The organism is Streptomyces sp. NPDC048696 (assembly GCF_043198895.1).
Lineage (GTDB): Bacteria > Actinomycetota > Actinomycetes > Streptomycetales > Streptomycetaceae > Streptomyces.
The window spans coordinates 568,017-590,561 of record NZ_JBICVJ010000003.1; the positions used below are offsets into that span (position 1 = coordinate 568,017).

The following is a 22,545-nucleotide window of genomic DNA, read 5'->3' on the forward strand; positions in this document are numbered from 1 at the left end:
ACGTACCGTCAAATGGGAACCCGGGAACGGGGTAATGGTGCGGAGTCAGTCTGCGGCCCGGTGTGGGTCCCCCCTGTTCGAGCGGAGTCGAGAACTTGGGGGAGCGAGCAACCCAGCACGGTCCGCAGGCGAAAACCGCACCCCCGCGGAGCGGCTAGTCCGCGATCAGCCCCTCCCGGAGCTGCGCCAGCGTCCTCGTCAGGAGGCGGGAGACGTGCATCTGGGAGATGCCCACCTCCTCGCCGATCTGCGACTGCGTCATGTTCGCGAAGAAGCGGAGCATGATGATCTGGCGTTCGCGCGGGGGGAGTTTGGCCAGCAGGGGCTTGAGGGACTCGCGGTACTCCACGCCTTCCAGCGCCGCGTCCTCGTAGCCGAGGCGGTCCGCGAGGGAGCCCTCGCCGCCGTCGTCCTCGGGGGACGGGGAGTCGAGCGAGGACGCCGTGTACGCGTTGCCGACCGCCAGGCCGTCGACCACGTCCTCCTCGGAGACGCCGAGCACCGCCGCCAGCTCCGGCACCGTCGGGGAGCGGTCCAGCTTCTGGGCCAGTTCGTCGCTCGCCTTGGTCAGGGCGAGACGGAGCTCCTGGAGGCGGCGCGGGACCCGTACCGACCACGACGTGTCGCGGAAGAAGCGCTTGATCTCGCCGACCACCGTCGGCATCGCGAACGTCGGGAACTCCACGCCCCGCTCGCAGTCGAACCGGTCGATCGCCTTGATCAGGCCGATCGTGCCGACCTGGACGATGTCCTCCATCGGCTCGTTGCGCGAGCGGAACCGCGCCGCCGCATACCGCACCAGCGGCAGGTTCAGCTCGATCAGGGTGTCGCGTACGTACGTACGCTCCGGGCTGTCCGCGCCCAGTGCGGCCAGCCGCAGGAACAGGGAGCGGGACAGGGTCCGGGTGTCGATGGGGTCCCGGGAGCCGGACGGAGCCGCGCGCCGGGGGGCGGTCGTCTCCGGGAAGCCGAGCGCGTCCGGGACGCCGACGGCCTCGACGGCGCCGATGGCGTCGACGGCGGCTTCCGAGCTCTGGCACACATCGGGCGCGGGCGCGCTCTTCGTGAGCGTGAGCGTGAGCACCTGCACCTTGGAGCTGCCCTGTTCTGCGGACATGCCACCCCCTTGAGGTCGCGGACGGTCGCGGTGGCCACGACCATCGGAGGAACGCAGCCTCCACCTGAATACCGGAGGCGGAGCTGCGGCAAACGCGGTTCCAGCAGAATGTCACATGTCGGCAACACGCTGTAGTGACATGTCGACAAGTCAGGGGCGGATACGTGCAGTTAGCAGGGGGTGTGCGGGTTTTCCGGCCCCGATGTTCGGCCGAAGGTGGATCACTCGATCCGGTTATGCCTCGATTCGATTTGCGGATCGAAGCCGCGCGAAGCTCCTGGCCAGCAGCCTGGACACATGCATCTGGGAGACGCCCAATTCCTGGCTGATCTGGGACTGCGTCAGATTGCTGTAGTAGCGCAGCATCAGGATCCGCTGTTCGCGTTCGGGCAGTTGTACGAGAAGGTGGCGGACCAGGTCGCGGTGCTCCACGCCCGCCAGCGCCGGGTCCTCGTAACCAAGGCGGTCCAGCAGGCCCGGCAGGCCGTCGCCCTCCTGGGCCGCCTCCAGGGAGGTCGCGTGGTACGAGCGGCCCGCCTCGATGCAGGCGAGCACCTCGTCCTCGCCGATCTTCAGGCGGTCGGCGATCTCGGCGGTCGTGGGCGAGCGGCCGTGAGCGGTCGTCAGGTCCTCGGTGGCGCCGTTCACTTGGACCCACAGCTCGTGCAGTCGGCGCGGCACGTGGACCGTGCGCACGTTGTCCCGGAAGTAGCGCTTGATCTCGCCCACCACCGTCGGCATCGCGAAGGTCGGGAACTGCACCCCGCGCTCCGGGTCGAAGCGGTCGATCGCGTTGATGAGCCCGATGGTGCCGACCTGGACGACGTCCTCCATCGGCTCGTTGCGGGACCGGAAGCGGGCCGCCGCGTACCGCACCAGCGGCAGATTCGCCTCGATCAGCGCACCGCGCACCCGGTCGTGCTCCGGGGTGCCCGGCCGAAGGCCCTTCAGCTGCCCGAAGAGGACCTGGGTGAGCGCCCGGGTGTCGGCCCCCCGGCTGCTGGGCCGCAGGGGGACCCGGTGCGCCTCGGGGGCCTCCTGGGGCTCGTTCTGGGGCGGCACTTGAGGTGCGGTACTGGCCGGCACGGTCAACGCCACCCCTTTGTGGTCCTGGTCCTGGTCCTGTGTTCCGGTGACCATCGACGCATCGTCGACTCATCCGTCAAAAGCGGTCATAGCATCACAAGACATGTCCACTGTGTGCAAGCACCGTATATCCACGTGTTGAGGGCAAGTTGGGCACAAAGGCAGACGAAAGGCCCCACACCCGGGGGTGCGGGGCCTGCTCGCGTACCGGCTCGGAATCCGTGCGTACCGGCTCAGAACTCGTAGTCGGCGATCACCCACGTGGCGAACTCGCGCCACTGCGCGGCCGCCGCCTGGTGGGCCGGGTGTTCGAGGTAGCGCTGCAGCGCGGGCGCGTCCTCGACCGCCGAGTTGATGGCGAAGTCGTACGCGATCGGCCGGTCGGCGATGTTCCAGGCGCACTCCCAGAACCGCAGCTCGGGCACGAGCCCGTCCAGCTCCTGGAAGGCCTTCGCGCCGGCGGCCACGCGCGGCTCGTCGCGCGAGACACCCTCGTTGAGCTTGAAGAGGACCAGATGGCGGATCATGTGTGCTCCCTGCCGTCGTACGTTCGAGTCAGCGCCCTCGAAGATCGTACGAGCAGGAGCGGCGAAGCGGCGGACCGGCGCCCGGCCGATCGGCATTCGGCCGACGCGCGCTCAGTGGACCTCGGCGGACCTCGGCGGACCTCGGCGGGCCTCAGCGGACCAGCTCGGTCATGAACCTGCCTATGCCCTTCGCGGCCGACGAGATCCCCTCGAAGCCCGTCTGGACCATCCCGGCGGCCTGCACCGGCGAGGTGATGATCGTGTACAGCACGAAGACGACCGCGCAATAGAGCAGGACCTTCTTCACGTCCACGTGCGTGCACCCTCCCCGTTCCCCTGGGCGATTCGCCTGTGCGTTCGCCTGCGTGATCGCGTGAGTCTAACCAACACCGCCCGCGTCCTCACCCCGTCTTTAAGGACCAAGGACCCCTGGATCTGGGCCCTTCGCCGCACGTTACGGACGTGACGGGAGAGCAGGATGGTTCCTGTGCCCGGGGGATCTGGCAGGAATCCACGGGCCGGAACAGGACCTCACTGCGGGGTCCGCGCCGCGAGCTTCCCCCTGAACGCGGCGAGGACTTGCAGGTCCTGTTCTCGTCGGGGGGAGCGGCCTTGTCCCCCCGACGCCGCTCCCCCCGTCCCGAGAGAACGAAGCCCCGGTCGCCGTCCACGGCCGGGGCTTTTCGGCGTCCGTGCCCGCTCGCGTACACGCGGGGGGAACGCACGAAGGGCCCCGGCGATGCCGGGGCCCTTCACAAGCGGTAGCGGAGGGATTTGAACCCTCGGTGACTTGCGCCACACTCGCTTTCGAGGCGAGCTCCTTCGGCCGCTCGGACACGCTACCGAGAGAGAGCTTAGCCCAAGGTGGCCCCTGGTTTGAAATCCGTATGCGGCGACCGGGGTGAGACGTGGGTCACCACGCCCCCGGCGCCCGGTCGGCGCCCGGTCAGCGGTCCCGGAAGAAGGCCGTCAGCTGCCGTGCGCACTCGTCCTCCAGGACGCCCTGGACGACCTCGGGACGGTGGTTGAGCCGCCGGTCCCGTACGAGGTCCCAGAGCGAGCCGACGGCGCCCGCCTTCTCGTCGCGCGCCCCGTACACGACCCGGTCCACCCGGGACTGCACCAGTGCGCCCGCGCACATCACGCACGGCTCCAGGGTCACCACCAGCGTGCAGCCCGTCAGGCGCCACTCGCCGGTCTTTTCGGCCGCGCGCCGCAGCGCGACGATCTCCGCGTGGCCGGTGGGGTCGCCGGTGGCCTCGCGTTCGTTGTGACCCGTCGCGAGCAGGGTGCCGTCCGCGGACAGCACGACGGCGCCGACCGGCACGTCGCCGGCCAGCGCGGCCCGCCCGGCCTCCCCGAGGGCGGTGCGCATGGGCTCCGCCCAGGGGTCGCGTACGGGATCGTGCGCCACGGCCACTAGCGCACGGCCTCCAGGACCTCGGCCGCTCCCAGCGCGTCGGCGATCTCCACCAGCGCGTCCGAGTCCAGGGTGAGCAGCTGTCCCTCGCTCACGCCCAGGTCGGCCAGGATCGCGGTGTCCCCGAGCGGCCCCGCGGGCACCGGGTCCAGGCCCGCCAGGACTTCGTCGTCGTCGGCTTCCTCCTGTTCGTCGAGGTCGCCGTCCTCCGTGCCGTCGAGGTCCAGCGCGTCCAGGTCGTCGGCGCTGTCGTCGGAGGCGGGATCGCGGCCGAGCAGTTCGTCGGTGAGGAGGATCTCCCCGTACGACGAACGCGCGGCTGCGGCGGCGTTCGAGACGTAGATGCGCGGGTCCTCCTCGCCGTCCACGCGAACGACGCCGAACCAGACATCCTCCTGCTCGATGAAGACGAGCACCGTGTCGTCGGCCCCGTCGGCCGTGGCCTCCCGGGCCAGGTCCGCGAGGTCGGACAGGGTCTCCACATCGTCGAGCTCTGTGTCGCTCGCTTCCCACCCGTCTTCGGTGCGCGCGAGCAGTGCGGCGAAGTACACCGTGACTCTCCCACTGGTCATAGGCGTGCCGGTTGGGGGTCCCCCCGGCCGTGGCTTCACTGGAATCGTTGCAGAAACAACGCCGTTGCGAGAGTTCTTCCGCGGTTGCGTTTCTCCGGTCGTTTCTCCCGGTCGTCGTCCTCGCCGATTCTCAGGTCACCAGCGGAAGGTTCGCATGCGCATGGCCTGACGCATACGGGCCGCGCGGGCGCGGCGCGGCTGGACCCGGTCGCGCAGCGCCTTCGCCTCGTGCAGCTCGCGCAGGAACTGGGCGCGCCGGCGGCGCCGCTCGGCGAGCGTCTCGGCGGGCTCGCCGTAGGCGTCCGTATCCGCGTCGCTCGCGGCCCGCTCTTCGTCTCGGTGGTCCTGTCGGTGGTCCTGCTGCTTGGCCATGTGGGCACCGCCCCGGGTGTGTCAGTCCCTCCCACCTTCCCCCGGGTGGGTGGTTTGATGCCAGCGCGGACGGCGCGCAGGGCCCTGCGCCCCGGTTACTGTGGGGTTATGCGTCTCCACGTCGTCGACCACCCCCTGGTCGCCCACAAGCTCACCACCCTGCGCGACAAGCGCACCGACTCGCCGACCTTCCGGCGCCTCGCCGACGAGCTGGTCACCCTGCTCGCGTACGAGGCCACACGCGACGTGCGCACCGAGCAGGTCGACATCGAGACCCCGGTGACCCCGACGACGGGCGTGAAGCTGTCGTACCCGCGTCCGCTGGTGGTCCCGATCCTGCGCGCGGGCCTGGGCATGCTGGACGGCATGGTCCGGCTGCTGCCGACCGCCGAGGTGGGCTTCCTCGGCATGATCCGCAACGAGGAGACGCTGGAGGCGTCCACGTACGCGACGCGTATGCCGGAGGACCTCTCCGGGCGCCAGGTGTACGTCCTGGACCCGATGCTGGCCACCGGCGGCACGCTGGTCGCGGCCATCAAGGAGCTCATCAAGCGCGGCGCGGACGACGTGACCGCCGTCGTGCTGCTCGCCGCGCCCGAGGGCGTCGAGGTCATGGAGCGCGAGCTCGCGGGCACGCCGGTCACGGTCGTCACGGCCTCGGTCGACGAGCGCCTGAACGAGCACGGCTACATCGTGCCGGGCCTCGGCGACGCGGGTGACCGCATGTACGGCTCGGCGGAGTAGTACGTCGCGCGCCCCTTTACGGGGCGCTCAGCACTTCCCGGAGGACGCGGGGACGGGCTTGGCCAGCGTGGCCAGGGCGGTCGCCGCGTCCTTCTCCGGATCCAGGGTCTGGAACGTCGAGCCCAGGATGAGGTCGACGTCCGGCGTGGCCCGGGTGTCCGTCTTCTGGGTCGTGCCTTTCAGCTGCGTACCGAGGACCGCGAACGACCCGCGCGTGGCGGCCGGGGCGCCGAGCAGTATCCCGTTCCCGGTGACCTTCTTGTCGTACTCCTGCGGCGCGTTGCCGACCTTGCCGATGGCGAAGCCGCGCTTCTTCAGCTCGTCGGCCGTCTCCTTGGCGAGTCCGCCGCGCGGCGTCGCGTTGTAGACGTTGACGGTGATCTGCGCGGGCTTCGGCAGTGCGCCGGCCGCGACCGTGGCGGTCGAGGCGGACGGCTTGGGGCTCGCCGGACAGTCGTGTCCGGCGCCCGCCGCGGCGTCCTTCTTGGTGTCGTCCGACCCGCCGAAGACGTCGATGAGCTGGATCGTCCCCCAGCCGATCAGGCCGAGGACCACGACGGCGGCGACCGCCGCGAGCAGGATTCGGCCGCGTCGGCGGGGGCGGCGCATCCTCGGGTACTTGTCACCCGTGATGCGGTACTTTCCGCCCATGCCGGGGGGAGTGAGCATGCTCATGTGGGCAGCGTAGTGCCGCTCGGTGACGATGCCTACTAAATGATCAATGGATGGCGCCGTATGCGCCGTAAAGAGCCCGAAAGGGTCAGTCCATCTCCAGCACGCGCGCGTGCAGCACCTGGCGCTGCTGGAGCGCCGCGCGCACCGCGCGGTGCAGCCCGTCCTCCAGGTAGAGGTCGCCCTGCCACTTCACGACATGGGCGAAGAGGTCGCCGTAGAACGTGGAGTCCTCCGCGAGGAGGGTCTCCAGGTCGAGCTGACCCTTCGTGGTGACGAGCTGATCGAGCCGGACCGGGCGCGGCGCGACGTCCGCCCACTGCCGGGTGCTTTCCCGGCCGTGGTCGGGGTACGGCCGCCCGCTTCCGATGCGCTTGAAGATCACACGGAAAGCCTACCGGGCAAGCGGCTCCGGGCGCAGCCATGGTGCGTCAGTGCGATCCTGGGTCAAGTACGGCAAATCCGGCATAGAGGGCACGGCTGCAGGGTGGGGTGCAGGGGGCGCAGCCCCGATTACGCGCCCGACGCCTTCGCCTTCGCCTTCATCTCCTGCTTGTACGCCCGTACCTTCGCCAGCGTCTGAGGGCCCGTGATGTCCGCCACCGAGCGGTGGCAGTCGGACTCGCCGTAGGGGCCCGCCGCCTCCGCCCAGCCCGGCGGGCGGACGTTCAGTTGCTTGCCGAGCAGGGCCAGGAAGATGCGGGCCTTCTGGTCGCCGAAGCCGGGGAGGGCCTTGAGGCGGGTGAGGAGTTCCGCGCCGGTGGCGGCGTCGCGCCAGACCGCCTCGGGGTCGCCGCCGTACTCCTCGACCAGATAGCGGCAGAGCTGCTGCACGCGCTGCGCCATGGACCCGGGGTAGCGGTGCACCGCGGGCTTCTCCTTGAGGAGTTCCGCGAACGCCTCCGGGTCGTACGCCGCGATCGTCGCCGCGTCGAGATCGTCCGCGCCCATCCGGGTCGCGATCGTGTACGGGCCCGCGAAGGCCCACTCCATCGGGATCTGCTGGTCCAGCAGCATGCCGACCAGGGCGGCGAGCGGGCTGCGGCTCAGCAGCTCGTCCGCCTCGGGCTGCTGGGCGAGGTGCAGCGTGTGCCCCGGCCCGTCCGGACCGCCCGGGCCACCTGAACCGCCCGCCGCCTTCTTCTTCGTGGGTGCCATGGCACCGATCATCGGCGCGCGTCCCCGGTCCCGCACGCGGACGCGCGTGCCCCGGCCCTTTTGCGGGCAGGAGAAGAGGAACGTCAGCATCCGTCCCGTATCGGCATCGGCTTTGGAGGTGGCCCACGTCTTGACCGGGTCCCTGTCCGACGAGCTGGACTCCGTCGACATGACGGGTGTCCTCCAGGGCCTCGCGGGGCGCTGCGCGGATCTGCTCGGCCTCGCCTCCGGCGCCGTCGTGGCCGCCGGCCGGGGCGACGAGCTCACGATCGTCGCCGCCTCCGACGAACCCACCCGGCTCCTGGCGGCGTTCGCCGTCGAGCACGGTCAGGGGCCGTGCGTGGACTGCCACCGCACCGGCGTGGCCCGCACCGGCATCGACCTCGGCCACCCGGCGGCCGCGGCCCGCTGGCCGCACTTCACGGCCCGGGCCCGCCGGACCGGCTTCGCCGTCGCCCACACCCTGCCGCTGCGGCCGCCCGGCCGGGGCGCGGCCGTCGGCGCGCTGACCCTCTTCCAGCGCGGCCCCGGCCGCCTCGCGCCCGACGGGGTCGCGCTCGCCCAGGCGCTGGCCGCGCTCGCGGCCGTCGCCGTCGTGCAGGAGCGCGCGCTGGAGCGCGGCCGTGTCGAGCGCGACCAGCTCAGAGCCGCGCTGACCAGCCGTATCGTCATCGAACAGGCCAAGGGCATCCTCGCCGAGCGCTGGCGGATCCAGGTGGACGAGGCGTTCGCCGTCCTCCGCGACTACGCCCGTACGCATGGACTGCGGATCGCCGTGCTGGCCAGGGGGGTCATCTCGGGCGAGGTCGACACGGAAGTGATGTGGAGCGCCGGGCGGGCGCGGCGACCGTAGACCCCCTCGGCCACAGCCCCTCGACCGGGGCCCCTCGGCCGCAGTCCCCTCGTACATGTTTTCGCTGGAACTCACGCTTTCGTATGACCGGCTCGCCCTCGCGGAATGCGCGCCGGGGCGCGGGGTAGTGCTGGGCGCGACCGCATCGCGAACTGGTGCATCAGGAGGGGAAGCCCAGTGACCCAGCCGTTCGTCCTGCCGGATTTCTATATGCCGTATCCGGCCCGGCTCAATCCCCATCTGGAAGTCGCCCGTACGCACTCGCGCGCGTGGGCGCGCGAGATGGGCATGCTGGAGGGGTCGGGGATCTGGGAGCAGAGCGACCTCGACGCGCACGACTACGCGCTGCTGTGCTCGTACACCCACCCCGACTGCGACGCCGACGCGCTGTCGCTGGTCACCGACTGGTACGTGTGGGTGTTCTTCTTCGACGACCACTTCCTGGAGGCGTTCAAGCGCACGCTCGACCGCGACGGCGGCCGCAGCTATCTGGAGCGGCTGGCCGCGTTCATGCCGATGGATCTCGCCGACGGGTTCCCCGAGCCGGTCAACCAGGTCGAGAAGGGCCTCGCGGACCTGTGGGCGCGGACCGTGCCGAGCATGTCGTACGGCTGGCGGGAACGGTTCGCCGAGTCGACCCGCAATCTGCTGAACGAGTCGATGTGGGAGCTCGTCAACATCAACGAGGGGCGGATCGCCAACCCCGTCGAGTACATCGAGATGCGCCGCAAGGTGGGCGGCGCGCCCTGGTCGGCGGGGCTCGTCGAGTACGCGGCGAACGCCGAGATCCCGCGCGCGGTCGCGGGCTCCCGGCCGCTGCGCGTGCTCACCGACGCCTTCGCGGACAGCGTCCATCTGCGCAACGACCTCTTCTCGTACCAGCGGGAGGTCGAGGACGAGGGCGAACTGAGCAACGGGATCCTGGTACTTGAGACCTTCCTCGGGTGCACCACCCAGGAGGCCGCCGAGACCGTCAACGATCTGCTGACCTCGCGGCTCCAGCAGTTCGAGAACACCGCGCTCACCGAAGTCCCCCCGCTCTGCCTGGAGAAGGGGCTCACTCCCGAGGAGTGCGCGCGGGTCGGCGCGTATGTGAAGGGCCTCCAGGACTGGCAGTCCGGCGGCCAGGAGTGGCACATGCGCTCCAGCCGGTACATGAACCAGGAGGCGCGGGAGCGCACATCGAGGGTCGGCGGGGTGCTCGGCACCTCGGCGCTCGACATCCAGAGCCTCTTCGGCCGCCCGGCCGCGGCCCGGCTGCGCAGCCACACCCACGTGCCGACGCGGCACGTCGGGCCGTCCCTGCTGCCCGACTTCGACATGCCGTTCCCGCTCACCCTCAGCCCGCACCTGGCCGAGGCGCGTCGGCTCTCCGTCGCCTGGGCGGACCGGATGGGCCTGCTCACCGGCATCTGGGACGAACACAAGCTCGTCGGCTACGACTTCGCGCTCTGCTCGGCCGGGCTCGACCCGGACGCCACCTCGCAGGAGCTGGAGCTGCACGCCCAGTGGCTGACCTGGGGGACGTACGCGGACGACTACTTCCCGGTGGTGTACGGGCGTTCGCGCGATCTCGTCGGGGCGCGGCTGTGCGTCGAGCGGCTGCTGGCTTGTCTGGACGTGGACGAGCCGGCGGCCGGCGCCGCGCTCGCCGCCACCCCGATGGAGCGCGCGCTCGCCGACGTCTGGGCGCGCTCGGCCGCCCCGATGTCCGCGCGCGGGCGCACGGAGTTCCGTACGGCGATCGGGGTGATGCTTCAGAGCTGGCTGTGGGAGCTGCACAACCAGGCCCAGCACCGCGTCCCCGACCCGGTCGACTACATCGAGATGCGCCGGCACACCTTCGGCTCCGAGCTGACCATGGCGCTCGGCCGTCTGCGGCACACCGACACGCTCCCGGCCGAGCTGTTCCGGACGGGCGCGATGGAGGCGCTTGAGCACGCGGTCATGGACTACGGGATGCTGATCAACGACGTCTTCTCGTACCAGAAGGAGATCGAGTTCGAGGGTGAGGTGCACAATCTGTCCCTCGTCGTGGAGCGCTTCTTCGACTGCGACTACCCGACCGCTCTCGGCATCGTCGACGACCTGATGCGCTCACGGCTGCGCCAGTACCTCCATGTGAAGGAGCACGAACTCCCGTTGCTGGCCGAGGAGTTCGGGCTCGACCGGGACGGCCGGGCCGCGCTCGACGCGTATGTGCGCGAGCTGGAGGACTGGATCGCGGGCGTCCTGCACTGGCACCGGCACACCCGCCGCTACGCGGAGGAGGACCTGCGGGGCGGCTCGCTGCCGAACGCGCTGCCCTCCGTCCTCGCCTCCTCCGGCCCGGGCACGGCCGCGATGCGGTTCGCCCAGGAGGTGTTCGGGCAGTCGCCGCCGCCGGTGGAGCGGCCCGTCGCGGGGCTCAGCGGGGCGTGATCGACCAGCCGTACGGGCATGACCGCGGGCCGCCCGCCGAGCCGGTACCCGGGAACCAACCGGTGGCGCGGTTCGCCCTTGTCACATCCCGGCCCGGCGCGTCGTCCTAGGGACATGGACATCGCCATTGCGGGAGGGACGGGGACGCTGGGCAGCCGCGTCGCCGAGGAGTTGCGTACGCGGGGGCACCGGGTGCGGATTTTGAGCCGTCGGTCCCCGGATTACAAGGTCGATCTGACCACCGGCGAAGGGCTCATCGACGCCCTGTCGGGATGCGAGGTGGTGGTCGACGCGGCCAATGCGCACGGGTCCGCCAAGGGGGCGGCCAGGACGCTCGTCGACGGCTCGCGGCGGCTGCTGGCCGCCGCCCGCGCGGTGGGCGTGCAGCACCATGTGTGCGTCTCGATCGTGGGCTGCGACATGGTGCCGATGGGATATCTGCGGACCAAGGCCGAGCAGGAGTGGGTGGTACGGGAGGGACGGGTGCCCTGGACCATCGTGCGGGCCACCCAGTTCCATGAACTGCTCGCCTCGGCGCTCGCGTCGGCCGCCAAATGGGGCGTGGTGCCGGTGCCCAGGGCCCGGTTGCGGACGGTCGCCTGCATGGAGGCGGCCTGGGTGGTCGCCGATGTGGCGGAAGGGGTGCCGCACCGGGGCCGGATCGAGATCTGCGGGCCCGAGGACGTCGACATCCGGGAGATGGCCAAGGTCTGGCGCACGGTCACCGGCCGCAAGGCGGTCCTGATGCCGGTGCCGCTGCCGGGGCCGGTGGGCCAGGCGCTGCGCTCGGGCGCGCTCACCGTGGCGAAGCCGGACGTACGCGGCACCATGTCGTTCGGGGAGTGGCTGCGCACCGAACAGGTGTGGGCGAGCGTCGCGGGGCTGCGGTGAACCCGGTGGGCGGGCACGGCCCGCACTCCGGCGAGGACGGTCTGGCCCGCGCCTTCGAGCGCGAGCGGCCCCGGCTGCTGCGGGTCGCCTACACGACGACCGGGTGCCTCGCCGAGGCGGAGGACTGCGTCCAGGAGGCGTGGCTGCGGCTGCGCGGCCTCAAGGACCCGGGCGCGGTACGGGATCTGCGGGCCTGGCTGACGACGACGGTGGGGCGCCTGGCCCTGGACGCGCTGGGGAGCGCGCGCGTACGGCGTGAGCGGTACGTCGGTACGTGGCTGCCCGAGCCGCTGGTCGAGCACGCGCCGGACGAGCAGGACCCCGCCGACCGGGTCACGCTGGACGAGTCGGTGTCGATGGCGCTGATGATCGTCCTGGACGAGCTGTCGCCCGCGCAGCGCACCGCGTTCCTGCTGCACGACGTGTTCGGGCTGCCCTTCGAGGAGGTCGCGGGCGTCGTGGGCCGCACCCCGGCGGCCGTACGGCAGTTGGCGTCCCGGGCCCGCCGCCACGTCGACAGCAGCCGCCCCCACCACCCCGCCGGGTACGCCCGTCAGCGGGAGCTGGTCAGCGCCTTCGGCAAGGCGTGCCAGGAGGGCGATCTGGAACGGCTGGTCGCGCTGCTCGACCCCGGTGTGGTCTGGCGCGGCGACGGCGGCGGCAAGGTGACGGCGCTGCGGGGCATCGTGCGGGGCGCGGAGAGCGTGGCGCGCGGGCTGATCGCGCTCACCCGGGTCCATGTGCCGCCGGACGGGCTGCGCCTGGCCCATGTCAACGGCGCTCCGGGCCTGGCCCTGTGGCACTGGGACGGTGCCCGCACCATCGTGGCGATCACCGTCGACGGCGGCCGGATCACGTCCGTGGACGCGATCCGCAACCCGGACAAGCTCCTTCACGTACCCGACGCGTAAGCGCTCCGCTGGAAGCGCGGTTGTTCGACTGCGGGCCGTCTGTGGCTGGTCGCGCCCACGCGGCGGAGCCGCACAATGTCACAGGCCCGCGCCCCTGGGTCCGCTGTGGATCCGCCTCTCCTTGGCCCCCGAGCCACGCCGACCGGCCCGGGGAACCCATGAGCGCCCGCTCCGGCTGGTCACGCGTCACGAGGTGACCAGCCGGAGCGCGGCCAGCGCGCCGATGCCGAGTTCGGGCCGCTACCCGCCCGCCGCCCCCGCCAGCGCCCGCGCCACCACCGGCACCGCTTCGGCCGCGTGCTCGCGGTGCACCACGAACCGCACCCACCCGTCGTCCAGCGGCAGCACCAGCACCTCCCGCTCGGCGAGGCGGTGCCGCAGTTCCGCGGCGTCGACGCCCGGCAGCCGTACGGTCACGATGTTGGTGCGGTGCGGGGGCTCGGCGACCTCGGCCCCGGGGACCGACGCGAGGGCCCGGGCCAGCGCGGCCGCCAGTGCGTGGTCGTCGGCCAGCCGGTCGAGACGCGCCAGACCTTCCAGCGCGGCGGCGGCCAGCACCCCCGACTGGTGCATGGTGCCGCCGAGTTGGAGCCGTAGCTCCCGGGCCCGGTCCACGAACGACGCGTCCGCGCCGAGCAGCGAGCCCACCGGCGCGCCCAGCCCCTTGGCCAGGCAGAACGTGACGCTGTCCGCCGGGGCCGCCAGCTTCTCGACCGGCAGGCCGAGCGCGACCGCCGCGTTCGCGAGCCGGGCGCCGTCCAGGTGGACATGGCCGGCACCGTGCTCCCGGGCGAGCCCGGCGAGCCGGTCCAAGGCCGCGAGGTCCAGCGCGTTGCCCGTATGCAGCATGCAGGTGTTCTCCAGCGAGAGGACCTGCGGCCGACCGTCCCGCGCGCCCTCCCGCACGGCCGCCACCAGCGCGTCCGGGTCGGGGGCGCCGTCGTCGCCCTGTGCCAGCGGGACCATCTCGACGCGGGCGAACCGCCGCATCCCCGCGTCCTCGAAGCGCGCCACATGGGTGTGCGCGCCGGTGAGCAGCCGGGTGCCGGGGTGCGGCGCGGCCGCGAGCACGGCGACCAGATTGGTCATCGTGCTGCTCGGCAGGAACAGCGCCGCCTCCTTCCCGAGCAGCCGCGCCCCCGCCTCCTCAAGACGGAGCACGCACGGATCGTCCCCGTACGCGTCGTCTCCCACCTCGGCCCCGGCCAGCGCGGCCCGCATCGCCGCGTCGGGGGCGGTCCGGGTGTCGCTGCGGAAGTCCAGGAGGACGGGCACCGCGCTCACCCGCCGCCCCCCGACCCGGCTCCGTGCGCGATCCACACCGCCCGGGTGTGCGTGTACTGCTCCACCGCGTGCACCCCCAGCTCCCGCCCGTACCCGCTCTGCCCCAGGCCCCCCACGCTGATGTGCTCGTCCGTGTCGCCCCAGGTGTTGAACCAGAGCATCCCGGCCCGCAGCCGCCGCGCGAACCGCTCGACCCGGCCCGCGTCCGACGTCCACAGCGACGCCGACAGGCCGTACTCGGTGTCGTGCGCGAGACTCAGCGCCTGCTCCTCCGTACGGAACGAGCGCACCGCGAGGACCGGGCCGAACAGTTCCTCGCGCCAGGCCCGCAGCTCGCCGGGTACCTGGTCGAGGACGACCGGGTTGACGTAGTGGCCGCCGCTCAGCGGGGCGTCCAGGTCCGGTCGTACGTCCTTCTCGCCGGGCGGGAACAGGGCCTGCACGCCCTCGCCCACCGCCTCCAGGACCGCCGAGGTGATCCGCTCCACCGCCTGCCGGGTGATCAGCGGCCCCAGTTCGGTGCGCGGGTCGTCGGTCGGTCCGAGCGGGCGCGCGGCGGCCCGCGCGGCGACCTCCCGTACGAAGTCGTCGTGCACGCTCTCGTGGACGATCAGGCGGGACGCGCCGACGCACATCTGGCCCGAGTTGCCGGTGAACGCCTCGACCGCCGAGGCCGCGGCCGCCTCCAGGTCGGCGTCGGGGAAGACGACCAGCGGGTTCTTGCCGCCGAGTTCCAGCGAGACGCGTTTGATCGTGCGTCCGCAGTTCGCGGCCACGATGCGGCCCGCCTCCGTGGAGCCGGTGAAGGAGACGGCCGCGACCTCGGGGAGCTGGCACAGCATCCGGCCCACGTCGGCGCCCCCGTACACCGCGCCCAGCACATGCCGGGGCAGCGCCTCGCGGCCCAGCTCGACCAGCAGCCGGACACTCAGCGGGGTCTGAGGCGCCGGTTTGACGACGACCGTGTTGCCGTACGCGAGCGCCCCGCCCACCTTCCACGCGGCCATCAGCAGTGGGTAGTTGGACGGCACGATCGCCGCGCACACCCCGACCGGCACCCGGTCGGTGTACGCGCGTGTGCCCGGCCCCGACGGATGGATCTCGCCCGCCGGGCGCAGCGCCTGCCCGGCGAACCAGCGCAGCGCCCGGACCGCGAAGTCCACCTCGCCGCCGATCCGCCCGACCGGCTTGCCCGCGCCGCGCCGTTCCAGCTCGACGAAGTCGGCGCGCCGCCCGTGCACGAGATCGGCCAGCACGTGCAGCCGCTCCGCGCGGTGGCGGGGCCCGGCCGCCTGCCAGGCGTCGAAGGCCCCGGCCGCCAGGCGTACGGTCCGGGCGCACTCCACGGCCGAGCTGTCGGGCAGCCGGTCGTACACCTCACCGGTCGCCGGATCGGTCAACTCCCGCGCGCCACCGCTCACAGGGCCGCCCCGGCATCCGTCAGCGGCGCGGCGGCGAGGACGGCCCGCACACATCCGAGCACGAACTCCTTGTCCAGGCCCGTGCGGGCGCTGGTGAGCAGCTTGGCCTCGACCCCGGCGGCCTCGTCCCGCCACATCGCGTCGAACGGGCCGACCTCGTCGTCCACGTACGCGAGATGGACCGTGCGGCCGTCGACGGAGATCTCCTCGGCCCGGGCCGGGTGCTTCTCGCGCTGCGGCGGGAACGGCATCCGGCCGCCGCCCGGCCGCTGGAGCACGAGCCGCAGCTCGTCGCCGTCCCCGGAGGTGTAGATCACCTCCAGTTCGCGGGAGCCGTCGGCGTCCGCGAAGACGGCCGCGCTGTCGCACGCGAACCCGCCCAGCGACGCCGGGACGCGCCGCGCCGCGAGGAAGCGGGCGAGCTCCGCCGTGGGCACCCAGTCGCCCTCGTGCGGCCGGGTGCGGCGGTGGAAGGTGAACAGGCCGGTCGGGACCGACACCATCTCCACGTCCCGGTGCCGCGCCCAGTAGCTGAGCGCGCTGAACGGCGTGCGCACCACCCGCGCGGGCACCTCGGCGACGGCCGGCCGCAGCGACCGGTACAGCTCCACCAGCTCCTCGCCGGTGAACTCGCCCTCCAGGACCGACAGTTCGACGGTCGTGCGCAGCATCCGGGCCGAGGCCGCCGCGTGCCCGAGGTAGTCGGTGCCCAGCCACACCACCCGGCCCGAGCCGATCGGGAAGTGCCGGGTCTCGCTGCCCCACAGGGCCGGGTGGTCGGCCGCCGGGAAGGCCCAGTCGTACAGGAACTGCTTGAGCCGCAGCCGCCGCCCCGGGCCGCCGATCTCGGTGCGGAACGCGGCCGGGTTGGCGGCCGACCAGGGCGAGCGGCCCGCGTCCGGTCCGGTGCGCCCGGGCGGCGCCTCCTTGCGCAGGGTGCCGACGGCCGTGTCGCATCCCGCGGGGAGCTCGAAGGGGTGCCACAGCGTGAAGTTGCACCACTCCTGGGCCTCTTGGGGCGTGAGGTGCGGCGGCACGTCCTCCAGGGCGGCCGCGTCGGGCGCGGTGCGCCAGTGCCAGAGTTCGGTGGAGGCCATGGGGTGTGTCCTACTTCCCTGTTCCGGTGAGCGCGGTGGGTGACGTTCTGGTGAGCCACGCCGAGCTGGACGCGAGGTACATGAGCTCGCCGGTGCCGAGCGCGTCCCGCAGCGCCCGCGGCGGCTCCGGCAGCCCGAAGGGCATGCCCTGCTCGTCCGCGAGGCCGCGCAGCGCCTCGCGGTACGACGGGTCGGACGGCGCGGGGAAGCCCTGTTTGCGGCGCCGGACGACGGACGGCGGCAGCAGCCCGCCCAGCGCCTTCTTGAGCAGGTCCTTGTGGTCGCCCGGCCGGCCCGTGCTCTTCAGGTGCTCGGGGCAGCGGAAGGCGAGCTCGGCGAGCGTCACGTCCTGGAAGACGGGCCGGTCCTCCAGGGTGTACGTGGAGGACGTGAGGTCGACCATGTCGTTCACGTACACGAGGAAGCGGCGCATCAGGTGGTGGCGGCCGCGCTTGACGGGGTCCAGGGTGTCCAGGGCCCGGTACTCGCGCAGCACCCGCTCCCAGACCCGCTCCCTGACCTCGCCCATGTCCACGTCGAGCCCGGCCGCGATCCACTCCACCAGCTCGCCCCACACCGGCCGCTCGTCCGGGTAGAGGCGGTGGGTGAGGTAGTGGCGGCCGTGCAGATGCGTGGGGGCGTCGGGGGCGACCACGGGGAAGTAGCCACCGTCCTGGTAGCCCCACATCTCGTCGGCCCCGTGGCCCGAGTAGACGACGACCTGCCCCTCGGCGGCGATCCGCTCGTACAGCTGGTACATCGCGAGCTCGGCGCCGTGCAGCAGCGGCCGCGTGAGCCGCCCGGCCACCTCCGGGATCAGCTTCACGGCGTCGCGCCGCGACAACTCCACGACGGTGAGCGGGACATGGTGCTCGTCGGCGACCGTCCTGGCGTGCTCGACGTCGCTGCCCGACCCACCGACGCCGTCCTCGTACTGCAGGACGTACGGGGTGAGTTCCACGCCCCGCGTGTGCAGCGCCGCGAAGATGGCCGAGCTGTCGACGCCGCCGCTGAGCACGGCCGCCCGGGGCACGTCGGCGGCGGTCCGCAGTGCGGCGGCCCGGTCGAAGGCGGCCCGGATCTCCTCGGCGCCGACCGGCTCGTCCGACGCGGTGGGCTGCCAGTAGCGACCGGTGCTCACCCGCGAGCCCTCGACGGTCAGGTACTCGGCGGGCTGGAGCGCGTCGATACCGGTGAGCCAGGTCCGCTCGTCCGCCGCGTCCATCCGCACCCACGACCGCAGCACGAACTCGGTGCGGTCCACCTCCGGTGCGATCAGCCCGGTGGCGAGCAGCGCCTGCGGCTCGGAGGCGAAGAGCAGCCCGTCCGCCACCCGGCAGTACACCAGCGGCTTGACCCCGAAGTGGTCGCGGGCCAGCGTGGTGCGGCCGGTGCGCGCGTCGTGCCAGGCCAGCGCGAACATCCCGTCGAGACCGGCGAGTACGGGCCCGGCGTCCGCCGCCCCGCTCACCTGCTGGAGCACGAACTCGGTGTCGCAGTGCGTGCGCCGGGGCCACGGCTCGGGCAGCGGCGCCCGGGAGGCGTACACCTCTCCGTTGGAGACCAGCGTCACCCGCCCGTCCGGGGAGGCCATCGGCTGGTCCCCGGCGGCCGACCGGTCCCGCACCGCGAGCCGCACACAGGCCAGCATCACGGTGGCGTCCGGTGAGATCCACGGCTCGGCCGCCGACTCGCCCCGGTGGTGCAGCGCGTCCGTCAGGGTCGCGCCGAGCGCCCCGAGCCACGGCCGCTCGCGCGGGCCGTCCAGGCTGATGAAGCCCGCGATCCCGCACATGTCAGTCCCCTTCTCCCGCGCGTGCCCACACCCGGCCGAGCAGGGCGAGCGAGGTCAGAAAACGGTGCTCGATGCCGTGGTGGCCGCCGTCGTGCTCCCGGTACTCGTGCGGGATGCCGCCTTCCTGCCAGACGGCGTGCAGGGCCCGGGCGCCCCAGTGCATGTGGTAGTCGTCCCGCAGTCCGGTGTCCAGGTAGAGCAGCCGCAGCGCCTTGAGCCGGCCGGTGTGCGCCGCCGAGGTGCGTACGGGGTCGTGGCGCAGCCAGCGCTCCCACACCGCCGGGCGGAACACACCCGTGCGAGGGTCGCAGGGCAGCGCCTCGGCGGGCGTGGTGCCGGGCTTGTCGGCGTAGCACATGCCCATGGCGAGGATGCTCATGGCGACCATGAACGGGGTGTCGTGCGGCCCCGACTCCCTGGTGGCCAGGAGCCGTTCGATGCCGCCCGCCGCCTCCAGGGTGTCCAGGACCCCCGGCAGCAGCGGCAGATAGCTGTGCTCGAAACCCGCGTCCGGGGTGTGCGCGAGCACCGCCCCGAACAGCTCGGTCTCCATGGCCGCCACCACCGCCCCGTACCCCCCGCTCGACTTCCCGCCCACGGCCCGCCACTTCGGCTCGGCCAGGGTGGGAAAGCGCCGGTCGACCTCGTCCACCACCTCGCGCAGATACGTGAGGTAGCGGCCGCAGGCGGGTGAGTCCAGGTACTGCGAGCCGCCGTACGCCGTGGTCGCGTCCGGGACCGCGATCAGCGCGGCCGGGATCTCGCCGAGCGCCATGGCCCGGTGGATCCGGTCCGCCGGCGCCTCGCCGAACGCCAGCGGGCGGGTGGTCAGCGTCGGGTTGGCGCCGAAGCCGGGCAGCCAGTGGACGACCGGGTAGCGCCTGGACTCGTCGTATCCGGGCGGCAGCAGCACCTCGATGCGGCGCTCGCAGGGGTCCCCGAGCGGGTTGTCGCGCAGCGCGGCGCTGGTGTGCTCGACCAGGACGCGCGTCCCCAGCGGTTCACCCATGCGCGACCGGCCCGGTGCCGTCGGCGCTCAGCGCGCGGTCGACGAGGCGCGTGTAGTACGCCGGGTGGTGGAAGACGGCCGAGAGCAGATTGCTGTTGCTCGCCCACAGCCCGTACGAGCTGCCGAACAGCAACTCGGCGTCCAGGAGCGCCTGGAGGGTGCTCGCCGCGATCTCGGTGTAGCCGTTCTCCTGGCTGAGGTGGTCGCGGGCCGGGCCCGGGCCGAGGTGGCTGATGCGGCCGCTGACCGGTTCGAGCAGATACGCGTGGGTGGAGCCGTTGTCGTCGTGGAGCGAGATGGTGTGGGTGGCGCCGCTGTCGAGCGCCCGGTACCAGAAGTCGGTGCCGACGATCCGCTCCATCACCTCGGTGAGCAGGGTGTGCGCGCCACGGGTCTGGCGTCCGGCGCGGTCGCGTGCGGGGTCGAAGGCGGGGACCTCGGCGTCCGGGTCGAGGGTGACCTCCGCGTACACGGCCTCGAAGTCGTAACCACCGGGCACCTGCGGCCCGTTGCGCAGCTCGGCCTTGCCGTCGGCGACCTCCAGGATCTGGCCGGGCCCCCACAGCAGCCCCTCGCGCCCGAGCTCGCGCAGCCGGGCCAGGGCCTGCCACGGGGTGAACGGGAAGATGGTGCGGTTGCACCAGTCGTAGTCCTGCCCGCCGTCGCCGCTGACCTTCCAGCCGAACGAGGAGGGGACGGTGACGGCCGCGTTCAGGGTGGTGACGTACCGGTCGAAGGCGGCGGCGGCGCGGTCCCGCACCGCCTCCGGGTCGCTCAGCGGCCTGCGCTCGGTGAGGACGCCGGGGGGCGAGACGCTGTGGGCCGGTACGAAGGCCACGTCGATGGGGCGCGCGTCGGGCCGCTCGAAGTGGCGGACGGTCGACTCGTGCAGGATCGAGTCGCCGCAGAGCATCACCACCGCCTCCTCGGTCTCGATCAGGACGCTCATCTCGGGGAACGGCACGTTCGAGACGAAGGTCCGCACGACGACGTCGCCGAGGTGGACGGTGTCGCCCGGGGTGACGGGCGTCAGGCGCTCGAAGCCGAGCCTGCGCAGCGTCCAGGGAATCGCCTGGTGGCCCAGGCCCGACGCGGTGAAGCGCGGCGGCACCGGCCCGACCGGGAAGACGCACTCGGTCTCGGCGGCCCGGTGCGGGCTGTCGTCGAAGTCGACCTCGCCGTCCTCCAGCAGCCGGGTCAGGGAGGGGAAGTGGTGGTGGTCGAAGTGGTGGTGGCTGAAGACGATGTGGTCGACACCGCCGTCCAGGACCTGGTCGAGGCCGTCGGGCAGGGCCGGGTGGTGCTCCCAGAACCGGTCGAGGCGCTGGGTGAGCCAGGGGTCCACGAGGATGCGCCGCTCATCGGTCTCGATGAGCACGGCGGCGTGGCCGAGGGAGGTGAGCCGCATGGTTTCGCCTTTCACTCCGCCTCGTACACACAGCGGAAGCCGACCTCGTTGTGCAGATCGGTGATCAGGTCCTTGCCCCGGTAGAACGTGGTCAGACAGGCGACGGGCGAGGTCCAGGTGCCGCCGCGCAGCACATGGAAGGCGTCCTTGCGGTTCATGAACTCCATCGGGTGGCGGCCCTTGAAGAACGGGTCCATGTCGTCGCCGGTGTAGAAGTTGGTCCGGGTCAACTCCCAGACGTTTCCCGACATCTGGAGCACGCCGTACGGGCTCGCGCCGCCGGGGAGGCTGTCGGAGGGGAGGACGGGGTGTGCGGGGTTGTCGTCATGGGTAGTGGTGACCAACAGCGCTTCCAACTCGTCCAGGTCGGCCACCTGCCGCCCGTAGGAGCGCTCGACATAGTTCACCCGCTCCGGATCCCAGTCGTTCCCCCAGGGGTAGGTCCGGCCGTCCGTTCCGCGTGCCGCCTTCTCCCATTGCAGCTCGCTCGGCAGCGAGCCGCCCGCCCAGTTCGCGAACGCCCACGCGTCGTACCAGTCGATTCCCACCTGCGGCATTTCCGGTGCGTTGAACCGGGGGTCGTGCCCGTGCGCCGGACGGTGATTTCTGCCGTCCTCGGGCTGGTCCGGGTGGTCGAACACGCCGCTTTCCCCGGCCTCGTCCAGGAACTCGGCGTAGCGGGCGTTGGTGACGGTGGTGCGGTCGATGTAGAAGGCGGGCAGGTCGACCGCCCGGAGCGGATTGTCGTCCTGTGTCATACGGAAAGGTCCGCTCTGTGCGGAAGCCGTTCCGGCGAGAAAAGGACCGGCCGGGACGAGAATCGCGTCCTCGGTCCTGCGCGGCCGCTCGCCGTGTGCCTTGATACGGGCCCGCATATCCGTGAAGTACTCGTCCTCAAGACGCCGCAGTTCCTGCGGGTCCCGGGTGCCGAAAATGGTGAGCAGCGCCCGCTTGGTGAACGCGGCGCCGCAGCCCACCGGTTTACGCGAGAAGTCCTCGCGGGCGAAATTGCTGGGCCAGCCGGATATCCGTATCAGGTCGGGCACGGCGGCCCGCACCCGGTATTCGGTGATCACCTTGAGGGAGGTGAAGGCGACCCAGTCGACCGGGTCGTGGGTGCCGCCGGCCACCGCCGCGGCAGCCGCCGGATCGTCTTGGTGGTGGACCGCGAGCAGCCTGATCGCGGCGGCCCTGACCGGCCATTCCGGATGTTGCACGGCCAGCCCGGCCAGCAGCGGAACGCCCTCGGGGCCCCGGCCGCGACGGTCGGCGAGGTCCACCACGGACTGGACGGACTCCCAGTACCGGGTGTCGTCGGACCCGTCCACCTTGAGAAACTCGGGCGGCAGTTCCACGGTCGTGGATGGCAGATTGCCGACCACCAGATCGATCCCTCCTCGACTGGGGGCCGCCCGCGCTGGAAGGGCGCGGGCGGCTTTTGTCATCTTGTTCGCGCTGTTAAGAGGGAACTACCACTTCGTGGTGTCCTGCTCGTTGTCACGCGTTCCCATGAAGTCCTTTTCCGACATCAGAATCAGCCTCCTTCCACATAGGAATGACCAAGACTGCCGACGGCGGCCGGACAGCAACCGCTTGCCGACCCGAATCATGTTCCGTCGCTTCCCGTGGTCCGTCAACAGCTCGATCTTCAATTGAGCGCGCACAGGGCCGGTTTGGTCTCCTTGACACGTCCGGATATCGGCGCTCGATCGAGGGTTTCGCTGCTGACAGCGTTTTGGATTGACTCCGCCAGGGGAATTGACAAGCCAGGACCTGGCTCGAAACCA

The 22,545-nt window shown here is 71.9% G+C and carries 22 protein-coding genes and 1 tRNA gene; 5 read left to right on the forward strand and 18 right to left on the reverse strand.

Features of this window, described 5'->3' with window-relative positions:
• Window positions 1-154 precede the first annotated feature (154 nt).
• From ACGFRG_RS08880 to ACGFRG_RS08915, 8 genes are all read right to left on the reverse strand, one after another.
• On the reverse strand, window positions 155-1,117 hold the full coding sequence (locus ACGFRG_RS08880; RefSeq protein WP_361431481.1) for an RNA polymerase sigma factor SigF: 963 nt from the start codon (window positions 1,115-1,117) through the stop codon (window positions 155-157).
• 234 nt (window positions 1,118-1,351) lie between these two features.
• The gene (locus tag ACGFRG_RS08885) at window positions 1,352-2,203 is read right to left on the reverse strand and encodes an RNA polymerase sigma factor SigF (protein ID WP_393262740.1); all 852 of its coding nucleotides are present in this window, start codon (window positions 2,201-2,203) and stop codon (window positions 1,352-1,354) included.
• 233 nt (window positions 2,204-2,436) lie between these two features.
• Window positions 2,437-2,730 (reverse strand): Dabb family protein, encoded by a 294-nt coding sequence (locus ACGFRG_RS08890; RefSeq protein ID WP_361431483.1) that lies wholly within the window; start codon window positions 2,728-2,730, stop codon window positions 2,437-2,439.
• A 151-nt stretch (window positions 2,731-2,881) separates the two neighbouring features.
• A complete protein-coding gene (locus ACGFRG_RS08895; protein WP_361431486.1) occupies window positions 2,882-3,043 on the reverse strand; it encodes a hypothetical protein in 162 nt (53 codons plus the stop codon).
• Between the two features lie 446 nt (window positions 3,044-3,489).
• Window positions 3,490-3,574 (reverse strand) — tRNA-Ser (locus ACGFRG_RS08900).
• Window positions 3,575-3,676: 102 nt separating this feature from the next.
• Window positions 3,677-4,105: a tRNA adenosine(34) deaminase TadA gene (gene tadA, locus ACGFRG_RS08905; RefSeq protein ID WP_361431570.1), complete on the reverse strand. Its 429-nt coding sequence runs from the start codon at window positions 4,103-4,105 to the stop codon at window positions 3,677-3,679.
• 44 nt (window positions 4,106-4,149) lie between these two features.
• Window positions 4,150-4,701, reverse strand: coding sequence for a hypothetical protein (locus ACGFRG_RS08910; RefSeq protein WP_361431572.1), 552 nt, complete (start codon window positions 4,699-4,701; stop codon window positions 4,150-4,152).
• 156 nt (window positions 4,702-4,857) lie between these two features.
• Window positions 4,858-5,094 carry a hypothetical protein gene (locus tag ACGFRG_RS08915; RefSeq protein ID WP_361431488.1) on the reverse strand — a complete coding sequence of 79 codons (237 nt, stop codon included), beginning with the start codon at window positions 5,092-5,094 and terminating at the stop codon, window positions 4,858-4,860.
• 108 nt (window positions 5,095-5,202) lie between these two features.
• Between ACGFRG_RS08915 and upp the strand changes: the two genes are divergently transcribed.
• Complete coding sequence (upp, locus tag ACGFRG_RS08920) at window positions 5,203-5,838, forward strand: uracil phosphoribosyltransferase (protein WP_101389265.1); 636 nt, start codon at window positions 5,203-5,205, stop codon at window positions 5,836-5,838.
• A gap of 27 nt (window positions 5,839-5,865) precedes the next feature.
• Here the strand turns inward: upp and ACGFRG_RS08925 are convergent, their stop codons facing one another.
• The 3 genes from ACGFRG_RS08925 to ACGFRG_RS08935 all read right to left on the reverse strand — a co-directional run bounded on the left by ACGFRG_RS08925 (window position 5,866) and on the right by ACGFRG_RS08935 (window position 7,668).
• A complete protein-coding gene (locus ACGFRG_RS08925) occupies window positions 5,866-6,513 on the reverse strand; it encodes a LytR C-terminal domain-containing protein (RefSeq protein WP_393262638.1) in 648 nt (215 codons plus the stop codon).
• A gap of 85 nt (window positions 6,514-6,598) precedes the next feature.
• The gene (locus ACGFRG_RS08930; RefSeq protein WP_053725882.1) at window positions 6,599-6,895 is read right to left on the reverse strand and encodes a type II toxin-antitoxin system VapB family antitoxin; all 297 of its coding nucleotides are present in this window, start codon (window positions 6,893-6,895) and stop codon (window positions 6,599-6,601) included.
• A 128-nt stretch (window positions 6,896-7,023) separates the two neighbouring features.
• On the reverse strand, window positions 7,024-7,668 hold the full coding sequence (locus ACGFRG_RS08935) for an HhH-GPD-type base excision DNA repair protein (protein WP_361431493.1): 645 nt from the start codon (window positions 7,666-7,668) through the stop codon (window positions 7,024-7,026).
• Between the two features lie 130 nt (window positions 7,669-7,798).
• Here ACGFRG_RS08935 and ACGFRG_RS08940 point away from each other — a divergent pair, with 130 nt between their 5' ends.
• From ACGFRG_RS08940 to sigJ, 4 genes are all read left to right on the forward strand, one after another.
• Window positions 7,799-8,521, forward strand: coding sequence for an ANTAR domain-containing protein (locus ACGFRG_RS08940; RefSeq protein WP_361431496.1), 723 nt, complete (start codon window positions 7,799-7,801; stop codon window positions 8,519-8,521).
• Between the two features lie 177 nt (window positions 8,522-8,698).
• A complete protein-coding gene (locus ACGFRG_RS08945; protein ID WP_393262641.1) occupies window positions 8,699-10,942 on the forward strand; it encodes a germacradienol/geosmin synthase in 2,244 nt (747 codons plus the stop codon).
• 114 nt (window positions 10,943-11,056) lie between these two features.
• Window positions 11,057-11,833: an NAD(P)H-binding protein gene (locus ACGFRG_RS08950; protein ID WP_361431500.1), complete on the forward strand. Its 777-nt coding sequence runs from the start codon at window positions 11,057-11,059 to the stop codon at window positions 11,831-11,833.
• On the forward strand, window positions 11,806-12,744 hold the full coding sequence (sigJ, locus tag ACGFRG_RS08955; RefSeq protein WP_361431503.1) for an RNA polymerase sigma factor SigJ: 939 nt from the start codon (window positions 11,806-11,808) through the stop codon (window positions 12,742-12,744). Before ACGFRG_RS08950 ends, sigJ begins: the two co-directional genes overlap by 28 nt.
• 240 nt (window positions 12,745-12,984) lie before the next feature.
• Here the strand turns inward: sigJ and ACGFRG_RS08960 are convergent, their stop codons facing one another.
• Genes ACGFRG_RS08960 through ACGFRG_RS08990 form a run of 7 tightly spaced genes read right to left on the reverse strand, consistent with a single transcriptional unit; the run spans window position 12,985 to window position 22,140 of the window.
• The gene (locus tag ACGFRG_RS08960; protein WP_393262645.1) at window positions 12,985-14,028 is read right to left on the reverse strand and encodes a threonine aldolase family protein; all 1,044 of its coding nucleotides are present in this window, start codon (window positions 14,026-14,028) and stop codon (window positions 12,985-12,987) included.
• Entirely contained in the window at window positions 14,025-15,449 is a 1,425-nt protein-coding gene (locus ACGFRG_RS08965; RefSeq protein ID WP_361431507.1) for an aldehyde dehydrogenase family protein, read from the reverse strand. The genes ACGFRG_RS08960 and ACGFRG_RS08965 overlap by 4 nt, the downstream gene beginning before the upstream one ends.
• Complete coding sequence (locus tag ACGFRG_RS08970; RefSeq protein ID WP_361431509.1) at window positions 15,446-16,546, reverse strand: hypothetical protein; 1,101 nt, start codon at window positions 16,544-16,546, stop codon at window positions 15,446-15,448. The genes ACGFRG_RS08965 and ACGFRG_RS08970 overlap by 4 nt, the downstream gene beginning before the upstream one ends.
• Window positions 16,547-16,556: 10 nt before the next feature.
• Window positions 16,557-18,341, reverse strand: a complete 1,785-nt coding sequence (locus ACGFRG_RS08975; protein WP_361431511.1) for an asparagine synthetase B — start codon at window positions 18,339-18,341, stop codon at window positions 16,557-16,559.
• Window position 18,342: 1 nt separating this feature from the next.
• Window positions 18,343-19,350: an alpha/beta hydrolase-fold protein gene (locus tag ACGFRG_RS08980; RefSeq protein WP_361431514.1), complete on the reverse strand. Its 1,008-nt coding sequence runs from the start codon at window positions 19,348-19,350 to the stop codon at window positions 18,343-18,345.
• Window positions 19,343-20,758: an MBL fold metallo-hydrolase gene (locus tag ACGFRG_RS08985; protein ID WP_361431517.1), complete on the reverse strand. Its 1,416-nt coding sequence runs from the start codon at window positions 20,756-20,758 to the stop codon at window positions 19,343-19,345. Before ACGFRG_RS08985 ends, ACGFRG_RS08980 begins: the two co-directional genes overlap by 8 nt.
• Window positions 20,759-20,769: 11 nt before the next feature.
• Window positions 20,770-22,140 (reverse strand): SUMF1/EgtB/PvdO family nonheme iron enzyme, encoded by a 1,371-nt coding sequence (locus ACGFRG_RS08990; protein WP_361431520.1) that lies wholly within the window; start codon window positions 22,138-22,140, stop codon window positions 20,770-20,772.
• Between the last annotated feature and the right edge of the window lie 405 nt (window positions 22,141-22,545).